Annotated in this window: 18 protein-coding genes; 8 read left to right on the top strand and 10 right to left on the bottom strand. The window is 71.5% G+C overall.

What is annotated here, in order from left to right:
- Nucleotides 1-7: 7 nt before the first annotated feature.
- From IH68_RS0102915 to IH68_RS0102905, 3 genes are all read right to left on the bottom strand, one after another.
- On the bottom strand, nt 8-562 hold the full coding sequence (locus IH68_RS0102915; RefSeq protein WP_030927808.1) for a SixA phosphatase family protein: 555 nt from the start codon (nt 560-562) through the stop codon (nt 8-10).
- Nucleotides 559-1,320, bottom strand: coding sequence for a hypothetical protein (locus IH68_RS0102910; protein ID WP_030927806.1), 762 nt, complete (start codon nt 1,318-1,320; stop codon nt 559-561). Before IH68_RS0102910 ends, IH68_RS0102915 begins: the two co-directional genes overlap by 4 nt.
- A 156-nt stretch (nt 1,321-1,476) precedes the next feature.
- Complete coding sequence (locus tag IH68_RS0102905; RefSeq protein ID WP_030927804.1) at nt 1,477-1,809, bottom strand: DUF190 domain-containing protein; 333 nt, start codon at nt 1,807-1,809, stop codon at nt 1,477-1,479.
- A 153-nt stretch (nt 1,810-1,962) separates the two neighbouring features.
- On the opposite strand from IH68_RS0102905, the gene IH68_RS0102900 reads away from it, so the two are divergent.
- The 3 genes from IH68_RS0102900 to IH68_RS0102890 all read left to right on the top strand — a co-directional run bounded on the left by IH68_RS0102900 (nt 1,963) and on the right by IH68_RS0102890 (nt 5,518).
- Nucleotides 1,963-2,370 carry a CoA-binding protein gene (locus IH68_RS0102900; RefSeq protein ID WP_030927801.1) on the top strand — a complete coding sequence of 136 codons (408 nt, stop codon included), beginning with the start codon at nt 1,963-1,965 and terminating at the stop codon, nt 2,368-2,370.
- A gap of 210 nt (nt 2,371-2,580) precedes the next feature.
- The gene (locus IH68_RS0102895) at nt 2,581-4,218 is read left to right on the top strand and encodes an APC family permease (RefSeq protein ID WP_030927798.1); all 1,638 of its coding nucleotides are present in this window, start codon (nt 2,581-2,583) and stop codon (nt 4,216-4,218) included.
- A gap of 79 nt (nt 4,219-4,297) precedes the next feature.
- A complete protein-coding gene (locus IH68_RS0102890) occupies nt 4,298-5,518 on the top strand; it encodes a 4-hydroxybenzoate 3-monooxygenase (protein ID WP_037884506.1) in 1,221 nt (406 codons plus the stop codon).
- A 12-nt stretch (nt 5,519-5,530) separates the two neighbouring features.
- On the opposite strand, the gene IH68_RS0102885 is transcribed toward IH68_RS0102890, so the two are convergent.
- A complete protein-coding gene (locus tag IH68_RS0102885; protein WP_037884505.1) occupies nt 5,531-5,890 on the bottom strand; it encodes an ArsR/SmtB family transcription factor in 360 nt (119 codons plus the stop codon).
- Between the two features lie 60 nt (nt 5,891-5,950).
- On the opposite strand from IH68_RS0102885, the gene IH68_RS0102880 reads away from it, so the two are divergent.
- Nucleotides 5,951-7,027, top strand: a complete 1,077-nt coding sequence (locus IH68_RS0102880; RefSeq protein ID WP_030927788.1) for a cation diffusion facilitator family transporter — start codon at nt 5,951-5,953, stop codon at nt 7,025-7,027.
- A gap of 209 nt (nt 7,028-7,236) precedes the next feature.
- Here the strand turns inward: IH68_RS0102880 and IH68_RS0102875 are convergent, their stop codons facing one another.
- Nucleotides 7,237-7,791: a YbaK/EbsC family protein gene (locus IH68_RS0102875; protein ID WP_030927785.1), complete on the bottom strand. Its 555-nt coding sequence runs from the start codon at nt 7,789-7,791 to the stop codon at nt 7,237-7,239.
- 32 nt (nt 7,792-7,823) lie between these two features.
- A complete protein-coding gene (locus tag IH68_RS0102870) occupies nt 7,824-8,396 on the bottom strand; it encodes a helix-turn-helix domain-containing protein (protein ID WP_030927780.1) in 573 nt (190 codons plus the stop codon).
- Between the two features lie 115 nt (nt 8,397-8,511).
- On the opposite strand from IH68_RS0102870, the gene IH68_RS0102865 reads away from it, so the two are divergent.
- Nucleotides 8,512-9,369: a DMT family transporter gene (locus tag IH68_RS0102865; protein ID WP_030927777.1), complete on the top strand. Its 858-nt coding sequence runs from the start codon at nt 8,512-8,514 to the stop codon at nt 9,367-9,369.
- Between the two features lie 7 nt (nt 9,370-9,376).
- Here IH68_RS0102865 and IH68_RS0102860 read toward each other — a convergent pair whose 3' ends face one another.
- Nucleotides 9,377-10,141 (bottom strand): acyltransferase, encoded by a 765-nt coding sequence (locus IH68_RS0102860; protein WP_030927774.1) that lies wholly within the window; start codon nt 10,139-10,141, stop codon nt 9,377-9,379.
- A gap of 129 nt (nt 10,142-10,270) precedes the next feature.
- Between IH68_RS0102860 and IH68_RS0102855 the strand changes: the two genes are divergently transcribed.
- The 3 genes from IH68_RS0102855 (at nt 10,271) to IH68_RS0102845 (ending at nt 12,355) form a co-directional block, all read left to right on the top strand.
- Entirely contained in the window at nt 10,271-10,882 is a 612-nt protein-coding gene (locus IH68_RS0102855) for a hypothetical protein (RefSeq protein WP_037884504.1), read from the top strand.
- Entirely contained in the window at nt 10,879-11,322 is a 444-nt protein-coding gene (locus tag IH68_RS0102850; RefSeq protein WP_030927768.1) for an RDD family protein, read from the top strand. Before IH68_RS0102855 ends, IH68_RS0102850 begins: the two co-directional genes overlap by 4 nt.
- Nucleotides 11,323-11,827: 505 nt before the next feature.
- Nucleotides 11,828-12,355 (top strand): gamma carbonic anhydrase family protein, encoded by a 528-nt coding sequence (locus IH68_RS0102845; RefSeq protein ID WP_030927765.1) that lies wholly within the window; start codon nt 11,828-11,830, stop codon nt 12,353-12,355.
- 88 nt (nt 12,356-12,443) lie between these two features.
- Here IH68_RS0102845 and IH68_RS0102840 read toward each other — a convergent pair whose 3' ends face one another.
- From IH68_RS0102840 to IH68_RS0102830, 3 genes are all read right to left on the bottom strand, one after another.
- Complete coding sequence (locus IH68_RS0102840; protein ID WP_030927763.1) at nt 12,444-13,088, bottom strand: DedA family protein; 645 nt, start codon at nt 13,086-13,088, stop codon at nt 12,444-12,446.
- Nucleotides 13,089-13,174: 86 nt separating this feature from the next.
- On the bottom strand, nt 13,175-14,734 hold the full coding sequence (locus IH68_RS0102835; protein ID WP_030927760.1) for a carboxylesterase/lipase family protein: 1,560 nt from the start codon (nt 14,732-14,734) through the stop codon (nt 13,175-13,177).
- A complete protein-coding gene (locus IH68_RS0102830; protein ID WP_030927758.1) occupies nt 14,731-17,196 on the bottom strand; it encodes a beta-glucosidase family protein in 2,466 nt (821 codons plus the stop codon). Before IH68_RS0102830 ends, IH68_RS0102835 begins: the two co-directional genes overlap by 4 nt.
- Between the last annotated feature and the right edge of the window lie 140 nt (nt 17,197-17,336).

Below are 17,336 nucleotides of genomic sequence, written 5' to 3'. Positions count from 1 at the left end.
GCCCGCGCTACTTCTTCCCGCCACCCTTCCTGCCCCGCGGCACGAGCATGCTCGTCAGCAGTGCCGTGCCCGGGGCGAGCGCCTCCCAGGCGGTTCCGTGCCAGGCCAGTACCGCGATCGCCGAGGTCGGGAACTTCAGCCGTACCTCGTCGAGGGCGTCGTCGAGGCTGTCCCCCGCCAGTTCCAGTACGAGTTCCTCCAGGCCGGGGTTGTGCCCGACCAGGAGCAGCGTCTCGACCTCGGCGGGCACCTCGTGCACGGCGGTCAGCAGGTCGGACACGTCGGCGGCGTACAACCGCGGGTCGCGGCGTACCGGCGGCGGTGTGCCCCACTGGGCCGAGGCCAGTTCCCAGGTCTGGCGCGCGCGTACGGCGGTGGAGCACAGGGCGAGGTCCGGCAGGCAGTCGGACTCGGCGAGGGCACGGCCGGCGGCCGGCGCGTCCCGGCGGCCGCGCGGCGCGAGCGGGCGTTCGTGGTCGGGGACGCCCGTCGGCCAGGCCGACTTGGCGTGCCGCAGCACCACCAGGCGGCGCAGCGGGCCGGCTCCCGCGCGCGCGGTCACGCCGGGGATCCGAGGTCGCGGGTGAGATCCAGGCCGAGCAGCCGGTCCGCATAGGCGTACGTCTCAAAGCGGGCGCCGTCCGGCAGCTCGGACTCGGCCACCCAGGTCAGCACATCCAGCACGGAGGGCACGTCCAAGTCGTCCTCCCAGGCGGTACGGAGGCGGGCGCGCGCCTCGTCGGGAATCGGCCGCGACGGCTGCTGCGCCCAGGCGGCGACCGCGCGGCGCCAGCGTGCGAGGGTTTCGCGGGCCTCGGTCAGGGCGGCCGCGTCGAGCCGCAGGGGCGTGCTCCGGCGCCGGGAGAGCAGGGCCAGGCGCAGGGCGGCCGGGTCGGCGGCCTCCGTGGTGCCGGGTGTCTCCGAGTCGACGGGGGCGACGGCGACCCGGACGCCGTCGGGTGTCTCGCCGCCCTCCCCCACGACGTGCAGCACCTGGGCCTCGCCCAGTCCTGGGCCGACGTCCCGCCGGTCCTCGAAGGGTCGGATGCCGAGCGCAGCCGCTCCGGCCCGCAGCTCGGCCTGCCCCCGCTCAGCGGTCAGCACGCCCCACACGGGGGTGCCGCCGAGTTCCAGGGCCCGCACGAGGAGGTCGGCGACCAGCAGCACCCGCAGGGCGCCGGTGTGGAAATCCGGCACATGGGCTTCGACCCGGGTCAGTCCCCGGCGGGCCGGAGCGGCGTCGACGGACTCGCCGGTTCGGGCGTCTGTGATGTGCAGCACGGGCTGAGCGTAGGCGGGCGGACGGCCACGCGCAGGCATCCGGCGCGAATTCCGGACACGGCGGCGGGATTCCACCAGGTGCGGGGAGGTACGTGACGCGCACGCGCGGGTGCCGCCGCCTCCGCGCGGAGGTGACGTACGCGCGCGTGCACAGCCCATCCCCACTCGCTCGCACCTCGCCCTCATGCGTGAGACTCACTCATCCGCGCTCGGCGTATGGATCCGTACCCGGTCGAGCACCGCCACCGCCGACGTCTCCCCCAGGACGTCCGCCACGTGCGGCAGGAAGTCCCGCAGCCGGGGTTCCTCGTCGATGATGACCACGGCGCACGGCCCCTTCGGTGCGAGGGGTGACTGCTTGGGGTCGCCGGCGCCGAAGCCGGTGACGCCGTGGAAGACGCTCGCTCCGATGAGGCCCTCGCGGTGCGCCCGGTGCACGAGTTCGGCGTAGGCAGGCCTGTGGTGCCACAACACGGCGGCGTCGAGGTGGATGGTCAGGCGTGCGGCGAGCATGTCATTGCCGGGCATCGGCCACCCCCTGCCGTACGGACTGTCCAGACGGTACTGCTCCGACGTCCTGCCGAACAGGCGTTCAGGGCGCGGCAGAAACCGGGGAATCATCGCGCGTTCCCGGCCGTTGTCGGTCACGGGAACAGGTTCGCGAGGGGCAGGGAGGCCGCGGTGTACGGCGACGAGGCAACGGTCCGCAAGATCCTCACCGAGTCCGGCGACACCTGGGCCGTGGTGGGCCTCTCGTCGAACCGGGGACGCGCCGCATACGGCGTCGCCCAGGTGCTGCAGCGCTTCGGCAAGCGCATCGTGCCCGTCCATCCCAAGGCGGAGACGGTGCACGGCGAGCAGGGCTACGCCTCCCTCGCCGACATCCCCTTCGACGTGGACGTCGTCGACGTCTTCGTCAACAGCGACCTCGCCGGACCGGTCGCCGACGAGGCGGTTGCCAAGGGCGCCAAGGCCGTCTGGTTCCAGCTCGGCGTGATCGACGAGGCGGCGCACGACCGTACGCGCGCGGCGGGACTCGACATGGTGATGGACCGCTGCCCCGCCATTGAGATACCGCTGCTCGGCTGAACGGGGCGGGGCACACCGGGACGTGTCGTACACATGAGTGGTCACACTGGGTTCTGCTGCGCACACGGCGCCTGAAGGGCAGTCCAGGAACCCCCCGTGCGTTGGTCAAAACTTCACCATGAGCCTTCTGTTCGACGGCCATTGTTTCCTAATCTGCGACGTCGCACGCGCTGAAAATGCGTATTCACAACGTGAGAGGTCGCTGAAAATATGGTGAGCGTCGAGGAGGCCTCCGTAGAGGAGGCCAGGGGTCCAAGCGGTCTCAGGCGTGACGTCGGACTGATCGGCCTGATGTGGGCCTCCGTGGGCTCGATCATCGGCTCCGGCTGGCTGTTCGGCGCGCACGACGCGGTGATGCAGGCGGGACCCTCGGCGATCATCTCGTGGGTGATCGGCGCGGTCGCGATCGTGCTGCTGGCTCTGGTGCACGCCGAGCTCGGCGGCATGTTCCCGGTGGCCGGCGGTACGGCCCGCTACCCGCACTACGCCTTCGGCGGACTGGCCGGCATGTCCTTCGGCTGGTTCTCCTGGCTGCAGGCCGCAACCGTGGCCCCGATCGAGGTCTACGCCATGATCGGGTACGCCGGTCACTGGTCGTGGGCCCAGCGGTTCCAGCACGCCGACAAGACGCTGACGACCAGCGGTCTGCTGGTGGCCATCGTGCTCATGGCGCTCTTCGTCGGCGTGAACTTCTTCGGCGTACGGGCGCTGGCGCACGCCAACAGCGCCGCGACCTGGTGGAAGATCGCCGTCCCGCTGGGCGCGATCTTCATCATGGCCGCGACCCACTTCCACCCGGCCAACTTCCACTCCGAGGGCTTCGCGCCGTTCGGCGCCAAGGGCGTGCTCGCCGCGATCAGCACCAGCGGCATCATCTTCGCGCTGCTCGGCTTCGAGCAGGCCATCCAGCTGGCGGGCGAGAGCCGCAACCCCAAGCGGGACCTGCCGCGCGCCACGCTCGGCTCGGTAGCGATCGGCGCCGTCATCTACGTCCTGCTCCAGGTCGTGTTCATCGCCGCGCTGCCGCACAGCAGCTTCGCGCACGGCTGGGCCCACCTCGCGTACGAGGGCGACACCGGCCCGTGGGCCGGTCTCGCGACCGTGGTGGGGCTCGGCTGGCTGGCCTGGGTCCTCTACTTCGACGCGATCATCTCCCCCGGCGGCACCGGCCTGATCTACACCACCGCCACCTCCCGCGTCTCCTACGGCCTGGCGAAGAACGGCTACGCGCCGAAGATCTTCACGAAGACCGACGGGCGCGGTGTGCCGTGGTTCGGCCTCATCATGTCCTTCGTCACCGGCGTGATCTGCTTCCTGCCCTTCCCCAGCTGGCACAAGCTGGTCGGCTTCATCACCTCGGCGAGCGTCCTGATGTACGCGGGCGCGCCGCTGGCGTACGGCGTCTTCGCCGACAAGCTGCCGAACCACGAGCGGCCGTACCGGCTGCCCGGCGGCAAGGTGATCTCGCCGGTGTCGTTCGTGGTGGCCAACCTGATCATCTACTGGGCCGGCTGGGACACCCTGTGGCGGCTCGGGCTGGCGATCGTCCTCGGCTACCTGCTCCTCGGCAGCTACGCCTGGTGGGCCAACTCCACCAACCAGCCCGACGCGCCCCGGATGGACTTCAAGGCTGCGCAGTGGCTGCCGGTCTATCTCCTGGGCATGGGCGTGATCTCGGCCGAGGGCGGCTTCGGCGGCTCGGGCAACATCGGTCTGTGGTGGGACATTCTGGTCATCGCCGTCTTCTCCCTGGCCATCTACTACTGGGCCCGGGCGACCTCCTCCAAGCGTGAGGACATCGAGCGCAGCATCGAGGAAGTCGTCGTCACCGACGCCCCCGCGCACTGACCGACCGCCCCTCCCCCGACCCGGCCCGTCGGCCGCGGCTCCCCTGCCGCGGCTGACGGGCCACCGTCATAATGCTCGGGTGACTTCCACCGACCCCCACTCCAACTCCCCTTCCCCGCAACGCTTTCCGGTGGTGATCGTGGGCGCCGGGCCCGCCGGCCTCACCATCGGGAACATCCTGCGGGCCGCGTCGGTCGACTGCCTGGTGCTGGAGACCGAGACGCGCGAGTTCATCGAGCAGCGGCCACGGGCCGGTGTGCTGGAGGAGTGGGCCGTGCGCGGGCTCCAGGAACGGGGCCTCGCGGACAATCTGCTGGAGCGGGCGCAGCTGCACACCCAGTGCGAGTTCCGCGTCGAGGGGCAACGGCACCGGCTCTCCTACACCGACCTGACGGGACATCACCACTTCGTCTATCCGCAGCCGCTGCTGGTGACGGACCTGGTGCGCGAGTACGCCGACGTGCGCGGCGGCGCCATCCGTTTCGGCGTGCGGGACGTGCAGTTGCACGGCCTGGACACCGACCGGCCGGCGGTGTCGTACCTCGACCCCGAGACCGGCCGACGCACGCTCGTGACGTGCGACTTCGTGGCGGGCTGCGACGGAGCACGCGGGGTGACGCGGACCGTGCTTCCGCAGCAGGCCCGGATCGCCCGGCACGACTACGGCATCGGCTGGCTGGCGCTGCTGGCTCAGGCACCGCCGTCCAGCGACTGCGTGGTGTTCGGCGTCCATCCGAACGGCTTCGCCGGGCACATGGCCCGCAGCCCCGAGGTCACCCGCTACTACCTGGAGTGCCCGCCGGGCGACGACCCGGAAAACTGGCCGGAGGACCGCGTCTGGGCCGAACTGCAGGAGCGGCTCGGCGCCGCCGACCGGCCGCCGCTCACAGAGGGACGGCTGATCGAGAAACGCGTCCTCGACATGCACAACTACGTGGTCGAACCCATGGTGTTCGGCCGTCTCTTCCTGGCCGGGGACGCAGCCCATCTCACCGCGCCCATCGCGGCCAAGGGCATGAACCTGGCCCTGCACGACGCCTTCCTGCTCGGCGACGGGCTCATCGCGTACCTCGCCAAGGGGGACGCCCGCGGCCTCGACGGCTACTCCGCGGCCTGCCTCGGACGTGTGTGGGACTACCAGGAGTTCTCGCAGTGGCTGTCGGAGGTGTACCACGGCGCGTCGTCGGGCGACGCCTACCGCGCGGGCACGACGCTGGCCCGGCTGCGCCGCCTCTTCGAATCCCCGGCAGCCGCCGCGGCGTTCGCGGAGCAGTACCTCGGCAAGAGCTCCGCGTCCTGAATTCCGTGATCCTCAATCGTGCAGCGGCCGATCGCTGAGCCGGTGGTCCGCCACCTTCAGCGCCTCGTCCACGAGCCGCCGCAGATGGCCGTCCCGCAGTGAGTAGATGACCCTGCGGCCCTCCTTGCGCGTGTTCACCAGGCCCGCCAGCCGCAGCCGCGCCAGGTGCTGGCTGACCGCGGGCCGGGCCGCCCCGCTCGCCTCCGTGAGGGTCGTGACGTCGGCCTCGCCGCCGGTCAGGGCATGCAGCAGCGCCAGACGGGTGCGGTCGCCCAGCAGGGCGAGGAGCTCGGCGGCAAGCGCGAACTGCTCCTCGCCCGGGGTGCGCGGGTGCGCATCGTGCGCAGTTGATAGGTGCATGCGTGCGCTCATACGCACATAATGGTCCCGTGGGCGCCCCGCGTCCACCACCGCGCACCGGAAGGAGCCCATGTGAGCGACCATCACGATCACCATGACGAGCACCACGACCACGGGCACCACCGGCACCATGACCACGGGCACTCGCACGAACACCGCCCGACCGGCCTCAAACACCGCCTCGGCCACCTGCTCACCCCGCACTCCCACGAGACCGCCGACAAGCTCGACTCCGCGCTGGAGTCCTCGGCCCGCGGAATGCGTGCACTGTGGGTCTCGCTGGCCGCCCTCGGGGCGACGGCCGTGGCGCAGGCCGTGGTCGTGGTCATGTCCGGTTCGGTGGCCCTGCTCGGCGACACGGTGCACAACGCCGCCGACGCGCTGACCGCCGTACCGCTGGGGATCGCTTTCGTGCTGGGCCGACGGGCGGCCACGCGCCGCTTCACCTACGGCTACGGCCGGGCCGAGGACCTTGCGGGGATGGCGATCGTGCTGACGATCGCAGCGTCGGCGGCGTTCGCGGCCTGGGCGGCGGTGGAGCGACTGCTCGATCCGCGTCCCGTCGCGCACATACCGGCGGTGGCGGTGGCCGCGCTGGTCGGCTTCGCCGGGAACGAGTGGGTGGCCCGCTACCGGATCCGGGTGGGCCGGGAGATCGGCTCGGCCGCGCTGGTCGCCGACGGACTGCACGCCCGTACGGACGGGTTCACTTCACTGGCCGTGCTGCTGGGTGCCGGTGGCTCGGCGCTGGGGTGGCAACTCGCGGACCCGCTCGTGGGGCTGGCGATCACCGCGGCGATCGCGCTGGTGCTGCGGGACGCGGCGCGCGAGGTGTTCCGGCGCGTGATGGACGCCGTCGACCCGGAGCTGGTCGACCGGGCCGAGGGGGCGCTGCGCGAGGTGCCGGGCGTGCGGGAGGTCGGTGAGCTGCGGCTGCGCTGGATCGGGCACCGGCTGCGCGCCGAGGTGGCGGTGGTGGTCGACGGCGAGGCGACCGTACGTATGGCGCACGCCATCGCGGTCGAGGCCGAACACGCCCTGCTGCACGCCGTGCCGAGACTGACGGCGGCCCTGGTGCACGCCGATCCGGCACCGGCGCCGGGCGAGGCGGACCCGCACCTGGCCTTGGCGCACCATGCGACGCACTAGGCGGCCTCAGCAAAGTGCCGTGCGGTCCGGGAGCGCCGGGAAGGGGCGCGGGGCCCCGCCGCGGCAGCGGCTGATGTCACAGCCGAGATGCGGCTCCGCCGCGATGAAGGTCCCCCGCTCGAGCGAAGTCGAGAGTGAGGGAGCGACCAGCCACGACGACGCCGCAGACGAATGACGACACATCGCCGCGCAACCCGCGCAGCGCGGCCTCAGACGCCGAGCCCCTCCAGCACCACCGCGCCCGGCAGTTCCGCGAACGCCTTGCCCGGGACCAGCAGCTTGCCGCGGCGGCGGCCGCTGCCGACCAGGACGTAGGGCAGGTCGGCGACGGCCGAGTCCACCAGCACCGGCCAGCCGTCCGGGAGTCCGATCGGGGTGATGCCGCCGTACTCCATGCCGGTCTCACCCGTTGCCGTGTCCATGGACGCGAACGAGGCCTTGCGGGCGCCGAGTTGGCGGCGGACGACGCCGTTGACGTCGACCCGGGTGGTGGAGAGCACGAGGCACGCTGCGAGTTTCGTCTCCCCGCCCCGCTTGCCGGCCACCACCACGCAGTTCGCCGACTGCTCGAGCAGTTCCTGCCCGTAGTGCTCCACGAAGACGGTGGTGTCGGCCCACTGCGGGTCGGTGTCGACGTAGACGATCTGGTCGGCGGGGACGCTGCCGCTCCAGTGGCGTACGGCGTCGGCGACCGGGCGGGTCAGTTCGTCGAGGGCGTCGGGGGCGGGGATCGCGAGGTCGAAGTGTCCGATGGGTGGGCGCATGGCCGCACGTTAACAGGACGTCCCGGGCCGGCTCAGTGCACGGGCGGGACGGAGACCGCCAGCACGAGCTCCATCGGCACATCGCCTTGATTGCCGTAGCTGTGCGGGGCGTTGGCCTCGAAGGTGACGCTTGCGCCGGCCGGGACGCGGTACTCCGCGCCCTCCACCGTGAGGGTCAGCTCACCCGCCGTCACATGGGCGATCTCCACCGTCCCGGCGGGATGCGGGTCCGAGGCACTGCTGTCGCCCGGCATCAGCCGCCAGTCCCACATCTCCAGCGGTCCCGGCGCCTCGGTACCGGCGAGCAGCCTGCTGTAACTTCCCGCGTCGGTGTGCCACAGCCGTACCACCTGTTCGGCCGGGACGACCCGCACCTTCGGGCCCTGCTCGTAGTCGAGCAGTGTGGTGACGCTGACGCCGAGCGCGTCGCCGATCTTGACGACGGTGCCGATGCTCGGGTTGGTGCGGGCCTGCTCGATCTGGATGAGCATGCCGCGGCTGACCCCGGCGCGGGCGGCGAGCGCGTCCAGGGTGAAGCCCCGCTCGCCTCGCCAGCGCTTGACGTTGCGGGCCAGGGACTGGGTCAGCAGATCGAGGTCCGACACGTTCCGTCCAATATCGATGTACTGCGCGGTCAATATTCTGGATGACAGGGTTCACTTCACTGAACTACGATGTTGTGCACCCGATCGTTCACCGAACTGTACTGCGAGGCGACCCGTGACAGCATTCTTCGCCCTGGCCACCAGCCTGCTCTGGGGCCTTGCCGACTTCGGCGGCGGACTGCTGACCCGGCGCACGCCGGCGCTCACGGTGGTCGTCGTCTCGCAGGGGATCGCCGCGGCCGTGCTCGGGGCGATCGTGCTGGCCACGGGCGGCTGGAGCGAGGCCGGTCCCCGGCTGTGGTTCGCCTTCGCCGCGGGGCTGGTGGGCCCGGCCGCCCTGTTCTCCTTCTACAAGGCCCTGGCCCTGGGGCCGATGGGCGTCGTCTCCCCGCTCGCGACCCTGAGCGTGGCGGTCCCCGTGAGCGTGGGCCTCTTCCTCGGCGAACGTCCCGGTCTGACGCAGGTCGCGGGCATCGCGGTCGCTGTCACCGGAGTCGTGCTCGCGGGCGGACCGCAGCTCAGGGGCGCCCCGGTGCAACGTCAGGCCATCCTGCTCACCCTCGTCGCGGCCCTCGGCTTCGGCACGGTGTTCGCACTGATCACCGAGGCGTCCACGACCGTCACCGGCCTCTTCCTCGCCCTCTTCGTCCAGCGCCTGACGAGCGTGACCACGGGCGGCATCGCGCTCTACGCCTCCGTGCAGCGGGGCGGCGAGGCCCTCCCGGCCGGCGGCTTCGCCTGGACGTCCCTCCCGGCACTCGCCTTCGTCGGCCTCGCGGACGTCGCGGCGAACGGCACCTACTCGGTCGCCGCCCAGCACGGCCCGATCACCGTGGCCGCCGTCCTCGCCTCGCTCTACCCGGTGGTGACCGCACTCGCCGCACGCGGCCTCCTCAGGGAGCGCCTCCGCGGTATCCAGGCGGCGGGCGCGGGCCTCGCGCTGGTGGGCACACTGCTCCTGGCGACGGGCTAGGCCCCGCCTAGGACTCCGGCTCCAGTTCGGCCAGCCTCGCCACGGTCTCCTCGTCCAGCTCCGAGAGCGCCCGCAGCTGGTCGGGCGTGACCCCGTCGGGAATCGGCACGGGGGCAGGCGTCCTGAGCGGCGGCTGCCAGCCCTCGGCGGCCGTCCAGCGGCGTACGACACGGGCGGGCGCCCCCGCCACCACGGCATGGTCGGGCACGACACCCCGGACCACGGCACCGGCGGCCACGACCACGTTCCGTCCGATCCGCGCACCCGGCAGGATCACCGCACCGGTGCCGATCCAGCAGCCCGGCCCGATCTCCACCGGCTCCATGCGCGGCCACTGCTTGCCGATGGGCTCGTGCGGATCGTCGTACGAGTGGTTCGTGGACGTCACATACACATACGGCCCGAAGTAGCAGTCGCTGCCGATGCTCACCGTCGTGTCGGCGATGACGTGGCTGCCGCGGCCCAGCACGACACCGTCGCCGATGCGCAGGATCGGGTCGGGGCCGAGGTCCAGGTCGGGCATCAGCCCCGCGGTGAGGGTGACCTGCTCGCCGACGATGCAGTGCGAGCCGATGTGGATCCAGGATTCGCCGAAGACGGTGCCGAGCGGGAAGGCGAGCCGGGTGGCTTCGCCGATCGAGCCGAAGCGGAAGCGGCCGGGGCGCTCGGCCGTCACCGAGCCCGTGCGCTGCACCCAGGCCCAGCCCGCGTGGACGGCCCGCTGGGCGAGGCTTCGCCGCCAGGATGAGAACGTGTTCTTGCTCTTCGGCACGGAGTCACCGTACTGACCGTGCGGGGCGCCGATGAGGTGCGGAGGCTGTGATCTTCACCCCACCCGAGCGCACGCGGATCACCCGTGACGGATGAGGCGAAGGCGCCGAAGCCGTGGTGCGATGGTGGTATGACCTGGCGCAGCTTGGTGGATCCCTTCGACGTCAGCGGACGGCTGACGCGATATGCACTGGGGACCGCCGGCTCGGTCGTCGACCGTGTCGTCCGCGCGGGCACAACCGCTGTCGTGGACCGACTCGACCTCGACGGCCTGGCCGCCCGTATCGACGTCGACCGGATCGCCGACCGGATGGACGTGATGCGGGTCGTGCGGCGCGTCGACATCGACCTGATCGCGGACCGGGTCGACGTGGACCGCATCGCCGACCGCGTGGACGTGAACCGGGTGGTGGCTCGGGTGGACGCGGATGAGATCGCGGCCCGGCTGGACGTGGACCGGATCGCGGCGCGCATCGACGTCGACCGCATCGCCGCCCGGCTGGACCTCGACTCCGTGATCGCCAGGATCGACCTGGTCTCGCTCACCAGGGCGGTGCTGGAGGAGATCGACCTGGGCCGGATCGTCCGGGACACCAGCGGCGGGATGGCCGAGGAGACGGTCGACGCGCTGCGGCTGCGCACCGTGCGGGCCGACCGGATGGTGAACCGCGTCGCCGACCGGCTGCTGCACAGACCCGGCGTGACCCCGGCGCACCCCGACAGGCTCGGGCAGCCACCATGACGCACGGGGACCAGGGCTCCGGGGGCGACACCGCGGGAGTGGTGTCGCGATGTCTCGCGGCGCTGGTCGACGCGATCGTGGTGGCCGGCATCGGGTTCGCGGTGCAGTTCGCGTACGGGGGTCTCCGACTGCTCGTCGCCGGGCCGCCGTTCCGTATGCCGGACCTGTCCGGCTGGCGGACGGGGGTGCTCGGCTGGGCTGTCGCCGTGCTCTATCTGGGCGTGAGCTGGGCGTCGACCGGCGGCACCCTCGGCGACTGGCTGCTGGGCCTGCAGGTCACCGGCCGCACCGGGCGGCTGCTCGGCATCCCCCGGGCCCTGCTGCGGGCCGTGTTCTGCGTCGCTCTCCCCGTGGGTCTGCTCTGGATTCCCTTCAGCCGACGCCATGCCTCGGTCCAGGACGTCGTCATGGCCAGCGCTGTGCGGTACCACCGGTTCTGACGGACGGCCTGCACTGTGGCGTCCGGCGTGGTGCCGCAGGACGGTGGCCTCCGCGGGCACCGGACGAGGCCCGTCATCACCCTTGCGAGGTGATGACGGGCTCGTGCGGGCCGTGTAGGAGTCGTACAAGAAGGGCCGCGCCCGGCGGCCCACCGGGGGCGGAGAGGGCCGAGACGACCGCAGGAGGTCCGCGATGGCAGACCCCGGAGGCCGTTACGTCCCGCCGGGGTCTGCGCACGCCGTCGGCGTACCGGCGCGAATGGCTGGTCAAGGACGACGTCGCGGGTGTCGTCCTGACCCACGCTGCTGGTCCCGCAGGGCACTGTCATCCTGGCGGTGCCCTCCGCGCTCTTCTCCGGCAGGTCGGGGGCCCGGGCGTCGGCATCCTGATGGCCACATCACGGCCGCCTGCGACTCGCCGCAGGGGGTGGCGCGCGGCCCCGGCGCCCGGCAGCAGGGTGTCATCGCCTACGGTGCGTTCTGTGTCGACGACGAGGAGAGGGCGATGACGCAGAAGGCGTTGATCACAGGTATCGGCGGTCGGGAACCGAAGATCGACGGGGAGGCCTTCGTGGCGCCTACGGCGTCCGTGATCGGGGACGTGACGCTGGAGGCGGGGGCGAGCGTCTGGTACGGGGCGGTGCTGCGGGGGGACGTCGAGCGGATCTTCGTGGGGGCTCAGGCCAATATCCAGGACAACTGCACGCTCCATGCCGACCCGGGGTTTCCTGTCAGCATCGGTGAGCGGGTGTCCGTGGGGCACAACGCGGTGGTGCATGGGGCCACCGTCGGGGACGACTGCCTCATCGGGATGGGGGCGACTGTTCTGAACGGCGCCGTGATCGGGGCGGGGTCGCTTGTTGCCGCGCAGGCCCTGGTACCGCAGGGGATGCAGGTGCCGCCCGGGTCGCTGGTCGCGGGGGTGCCGGCGAAAGTGAAGCGGGAGCTCACGGAGGAGGAGCTTCAGGGGGTCACGCTGAACGGCACGATGTATGCGGAGCTGGCGAAGGCGCATCGCGAGGTGCACGAGTAAGTTGCGTGGCGGGTGCGGGTTTGTGGGGGCTGGTCCCGCCCACGCGGCGGAGCCGCATAGTGCTACAGCCCCGCCCCTTAAGGGCGCTTCAGTCCCCGGCGGGTACCGGTTCCGGCTCTTGCTGTGCCGCCTGCGCCTTCTTCGCCTTGCGCTTCACGATCAGCATCGACGCCAGGCCGATCAGCACCGCCGCCACCAGGCCCAGGTACGAGAACCGCTTCAGCCAGTCCTCGGCGACGACGCCCACGTAGTAGATGACCGCCGTCGTGCCGCCCGCCCAGCAGATGCCGCCGAGGACGTTGGCGGTCAGGAACTTCCAGTACGGCATGTGGAGGACGCCCGCGAGGGGGCCGGCGAAGATGCGCAGGAGGGCGACGAAGCGGCCGAAGAAGACCGCCCACATCCCCCACTTCTCGAAGGACTTCTCGGCGGTGGCGACGTGGCCCTCACTGAAGTGCCTGGGGAACTTCCTGCCGAGCCAGGCGAGCAGTGGGCGTCCGCCCTTGCGGCCGATGGCGTAGCCGATGGAGTCACCGATGACGGCGCCGGCGGTCGCGCACGCGCCGAGCACGATCGGGTTGATGCCGGAGTGCTGGGAGGAGAGCAGTGCGGCCGAGACCAGGATGATCTCGCCCGGCAGCGGGATGCCCAGGCTCTCCAGACCGATGACCAGTGCCACCACGGCGTAGACGGCTGCCGCGGGCACCGTGTCGAGCCACTCCTGGACGTGCAACGCCGGTTCCTCCCGATTCGTAACCTTTTGGTTGCTGTGTTCCCGGCGTGCGCCGCACGGGGGCGCACGCCGGGAAGCCTACCGGGTCAGCCTGCCGACGCGCCGTCCCAGAGATCGCACTGGTGATCCTGGTGGACCGAGGTGCTCAGAGTGTTTCCACCCTTGGACGCGGTCTTGAGGGAGAGGATCACGCCCGGGCCGGCGGGCATCGGAGGCTGCCCCGCGGCCCGCGGCACACCGTCCCGTACGAAGGATCCCCAGTACTGGACCATCTGCCGCGACAGCACCTTCTGCTCGGCGTTCAGCGGGCTTTCCAGTCCGAAGTGCTTGAAGAGGTACTGGACCTCGTTGACGTGCGTCGCGCCGAAGTCGAAGTCCGTGTGCAGGTTGCGCAGGGAGGCGAAGGGCGGGGAGGTGCGGTCGGCGAACTCGTACGAGTAGACCGGACCGCGGGTGGCGAGCAGCGCGTCGAGCCGCAGTGCCGGACAGCTGAACAGGACGTCGCCCAGCGCGGTGGCGTACGCGATGGTCGGCGTCGGGTACGCCGACAGCGGATAGCGCTGCAGCGCCTGCTCGCCGAAGTCCTTGCGCATGGCCGCCGGGTACTGCTCGGCCGTGAGCGGTGTGCCGTTCAGGTCGAACGAGGAGTAGGCGAACAGCCGGCCCTCGTCCTGGTTCGAGCCGTTGATCACAGGCACCCGGGCCGCGGTCCCCTTCGCGACGGCCTGTTCGGGCTGCACCGGCAGGAAAGCGCCCCCGACCACCGGGTTCCAGTCGAAGTCGGCCTGGGCCTCGAGGACCTCGCGGGCGGACTTGCCGCGCAGACACGCCACGGTGGCGCAGCCGAGCTTCTTGGCGAAATCGACTCCCTGGGACACCGCGTCCTGGTGGGTGCGTGCGGTGCAGTCGTCGTAGGCGCCGCTCTCGATGATGCCCGCGCGGAACAGGCCCCTGGCCGTCGGTGAGGCCAGCTGGGTGCAGACCGAGCGGCCGCCGGCCGACTCGCCCGCGATGGTGACGCGGCCCGGATCGCCCCCGAAGCGGCCGATGTTGGCCCGCACCCAGCGCAGCGCGGCCTGCTGGTCGAGCATGCCGAAGTTGCCGGAGACACCGTCGTGCGCCTCGCCGTCGAGACCCGACGTGGCGAGGAATCCCATCGCACCGAGACGGTAGTTGACGGTCACGACGACCGTTCCGGTCTTCCGGGCGAAGGTGTCCGGGACGACGTCCTGACCGGCGCCGGCGGTCAGCCCGCCGCCGTGGAACCAGACCAGGACCGAGCGTTTGGCGGAGCCCTCGGGGACGTACACATTGAGGTCGAGACAGTCCTCGGTGTACGAGGGCTGGTCGTAGCCGGGGTCCCAACTGGAGTTCTGTACACACTTGTTGCCGAAGTCCCGTGCGGACCTCACCCCTTGCCAGGGCCGCACGGCGTGCGGCTCGCGCCAGCGGAGCCTGCCGACCGGCGGCTCGGCGTACGGGATGCCGAGGAACTGCCGTCCCTCGCCGGTGGTTTCGCCGCGCACGAGACCCGCGTCGGTGCGGACGACCGGGTTGCCGCCCGACGGTGCGGCCTGCGCCGCCGGGACGGGTGCGACGAGGGCCGCCGCGAGGGCCGTCAGGCCGATGACGATGCGTCGTATCACGTGCCCACCTCCACGTTCGTACGCAACCGCAGATCACGCGAGGACGCCCCGACCCACACGGTGCGCCGGCCGGTCCCGAGCACCCAATCGTGACGCTTCGGGTCCCATGAGGACAATGTGCGTGCGGTGACTTCCACGGCGATCCGCCGCCGCTCCCCCGCCCGCAGGGTCAGCCGCCGGTAACCGCCCAACACCCGTACCGCCTGGTCGAGTCGGAGATCCGGCGAGGGTCCGACGTACACCTGCGGCACGGCGACGCCGCCGCGCCGGCCGGTGTTGCGGACGGTGAAGGAGACCTCGATGCCGGCTCGCGTCGGGCGGGCCCGCAGGTCCTCGTACGAGAAGGAGGTGTACGACAGTCCGTGCCCGAAGGGGAACAGCGGCCGCACTCCTTCGGCGTCGTACCACCGGTAGCCGGCGTGGATGCCTTCGGAGTACTCCTCGGTGCCGTCCACGCCCGGGTAGCGGCGTGGGTCGCCTGCCACGGGGTGGTGGTCGTCGTCGACCGGGAAGGACTGGGTGAGGCGGCCGCCGGGGTCGCACTCGCCGTACAGGACGGCTGCGGTGGCGGCCGCGCCCTCCTGCCCCGGGTAGTACATCTGGAGCACGGCGCCGGTGCGCCGCAGCCAGGGCATCGAGGTCGAGGACGAGGTGTTGAGGACGACCGTGGTGCGCGGGTTGGACGCGGTGACGGCCTCGATCAGCTGCTGCTGGTGGCCGGGAAGGGCGATGGTGGTGCGGTCCTGGCCCTCGGTGGCGTCCTCATAGGCGAAGAGGACGACGTCCCGGGCGGCGCGGGCGGCCTTGACGGCCTCGGCGACGTCCTGTGCACGGGTCCCGCCGGTGCTGCGCCGCAGCCGGAACAGCAGACCGTCGGCCCCTCCCTGCGCGGTGATCTTCAGGGTGTGGGCACCTTTGGCGAGGGTGAGGGTCTTGCGGCGCACGGACAGCCCGTCGGGGGCGGCCGAGACCAGGCCGCCCGTGAAGAACTCGCCGTATCCGGAGGCCTGCGGGAACAGTTCGGTGCCGTCGAGGAGGACCTTGGGGCGGGCCGTGGGCGCGGAGGAGAAGTGCAGGACGAAGGTCCACTCGTCGCCCTCGGGGACGGTGAGCGTTCCGTCGTACGTCCACACCTTGCCGGCGTCGACCCCCTGCCCCTCGCTGTCGAAGGCGGGGCTCAGCGCGGACGCCGGGACCGCCTTGCCGAACAGATCCTCGCCGAGGGAGTAAGTGACCTTCCCCGCACGCGACTTGATGGCGGCCAGCGGGCTGTCGGCGTGATCCGGAACGACGTGCGCACTGCCGCCGCCGCTGACGAAGGGCAGGGTGCCGGTCGGGCCGATCACCGCGACGGTGCCGCCGCGGGCCAGAGGGAGCGTGTGGTGCTCGTTGCGCAGGAGGGTCGCGCCGGCCTTGGCGACCTCCAGGGCCACGGCGGCGCCCGCCGGTGCGTCACGGTCCGGGCGTGGTGGTGCGCTGCCGTCGAGGAGGCCGAAGCGGTCCATGACGGTGAGGATGCGGCGCACGGAACGGTCCACGTAGCGCTCGGGCACGCTGCCGTTCTGCACGGCCGATTTGAGCGCCGTGCCGAAGTGGGTGCCGTCGGGCATCTCCATGTCGAGGCCGGCGGTGATCGCCGCGACGGTGCTGTGCGCGGCGAACCAGTCGGTCATCACCCAGCCGTCGAAGCCCCAACGGTCGCGCAGGATGTCCGTGAGCAGGGTCTTGTTCTCGCAGGAGAACGTGCCGTTGACCTTGTTGTAGGCGCCCATCACCGCGCCAACGCCGGCGCCGACGGCCGCCTCGAAGCCGCGCAGTTCGCTCTCGTGCATGGTCTGCTCGTCGATCCGCACATCGATCGACATGCGGTCCTTCTCCTGGTTGTTCATCGCGTAGTGCTTGACGGTGGCGATGAGGCCCTCGCCCTGGATGCCCCCGATCTCGGCGGCGACCATGCCGGAGGCGAGCAGCGGGTCCTCGCTGAAGGTCTCGAAGTTGCGGCCCGCGTACGGGGTGCGGATCAGGTTGACCATCGGGGAGAGCAGGACGTCCTGGCCGAGGGCGCGGCCCTCGCGTCCGATGACCTGTCCGTAGCGGCGGGCGAGGTCCGGGTCGAAGGCGGAGGCCAGCAGGACGGGGGCGGGCAGCGCGGTGGCGTGCCGGGTGACACGGACGCCGGCGGGGCCGTCGGCGAGGCGGAGGCGGGGGATGCCGAGGCGTTCGACTGCGGGGACGTATCCCGCCTGGCCGAGCGACTTCGCGTCGGTGGCGCCGTGCAGGAGGGAGATCTTCTCGTCGAGGGTGAGCTTGCCGATCAGGCCTTCGACGCGGGAGCCGGCCCCCGCCTCGGGTCTGTCCAGTGCGTGCGCGGGGGGCGTGAGTCCGCTGGTGGCCGCCGTGGCGACGGCGATCGCGCCGCCCAGCAGACGCAGTGCGGATCTCCGCGAGACAGTGTCGGTCATGGGCCGTCACTCCTTCGGTGTGCGGGCACGACGATGTGAACCGCAGGCACGCCCGGCGTCCCGGACTGCGTTCGGCATCTGAACGCAGTCTGCTTCAGGACCGACCTGACACCCCGTAGGGCATCGTGGGCGCGGCGGGA

This window comes from Streptomyces sp. NRRL S-646 (genome assembly GCF_000720765.1).
Lineage (GTDB): Bacteria > Actinomycetota > Actinomycetes > Streptomycetales > Streptomycetaceae > Streptomyces.
The sequence above is the reverse complement of the archived record's forward strand: the minus strand, read 5'-3'. Positions and strand labels throughout refer to the sequence as shown.

Coding starts and splice junctions, on each gene's coding strand:
- IH68_RS0102905 (WP_030927804.1), bottom strand. CDS start 1,809: ATGCCCGGCAATGACATGCTCGCCGCACGCCTGACCATCCACCTCGAC.
- IH68_RS0102885 (WP_037884505.1), bottom strand. CDS start 5,890: ATGAGCGCACGCATGCACCTATCAACTGCGCACGATGCGCACCCGCGC.
- IH68_RS0102910 (WP_030927806.1), bottom strand. CDS start 1,320: ATGCCTGCGCGTGGCCGTCCGCCCGCCTACGCTCAGCCCGTGCTGCAC.
- IH68_RS0102875 (WP_030927785.1), bottom strand. CDS start 7,791: ATGCGCCCACCCATCGGACACTTCGACCTCGCGATCCCCGCCCCCGAC.
- IH68_RS0102845 (WP_030927765.1), top strand. CDS start 11,828: ATGACGCAGAAGGCGTTGATCACAGGTATCGGCGGTCGGGAACCGAAG.
- IH68_RS0102850 (WP_030927768.1), top strand. CDS start 10,879: ATGACGCACGGGGACCAGGGCTCCGGGGGCGACACCGCGGGAGTGGTG.
- IH68_RS0102895 (WP_030927798.1), top strand. CDS start 2,581: ATGGTGAGCGTCGAGGAGGCCTCCGTAGAGGAGGCCAGGGGTCCAAGC.
- IH68_RS0102830 (WP_030927758.1), bottom strand. CDS start 17,196: ATGACCGACACTGTCTCGCGGAGATCCGCACTGCGTCTGCTGGGCGGC.
- IH68_RS0102855 (WP_037884504.1), top strand. CDS start 10,271: ATGACCTGGCGCAGCTTGGTGGATCCCTTCGACGTCAGCGGACGGCTG.